The sequence below is a fragment of the Vibrio sp. 378 genome (assembly GCF_033339435.1).
Map to the genome: position 1 here is coordinate 1 of NZ_JAWOUO010001118.1, position 530 is coordinate 530.

1 protein-coding gene is annotated in these 530 nt (G+C 48.5%); it reads left to right on the plus strand.

The window, feature by feature from the left end:
• Positions 1-530 (plus strand): HAD-IC family P-type ATPase (locus R7Q48_RS30690; RefSeq protein WP_318134193.1); only part of this gene is annotated, 530 nt, incomplete at both ends.

Here is a 530-nt window from a genome sequence, read left to right on the forward strand (position 1 = left end):
TAGCGGTTTCATTAGTGAAGCGGGCTGAAGAACAAGGCGTTTCGATTCCTGAGGCAAGTGATAAAACTGCTCAAGTCGGCTCTGGTGTAACAGGTTTGGTGAACGGTAAATTAGTGCAAGTTATTGCGCCATCAAAAGCGGACTTCCCTGTTTCTTCGAAAGTAGAACAACGTGTTATTGAACTGGAAGAACAAGGCAAAACCGTGGTGATCGTTCGTCACGATTACGAAGTTATTGGCGTGATCGCGTGGCAAGATACTCTTCGTCAAGATGCTCAACAGGCAATCGCCACGTTGAAAATGTTGGGCGTGAGTTCTGTGATGTTGACGGGGGACAACCCACGCAGTGCGGAAGCGATAGCCCATCAAATTGGTTTGGATTACAAAGCGAGCTTGTTGCCTGCCGATAAAGTGCGTTATGTGGAACAACTTTCTACTGAGCACACGGTTGCGATGGTTGGTGATGGTATTAACGATGCGCCTGCGATGAAAGCGTCTAGCATTGGTATCGCGATGGGCGGAGGTACTGAC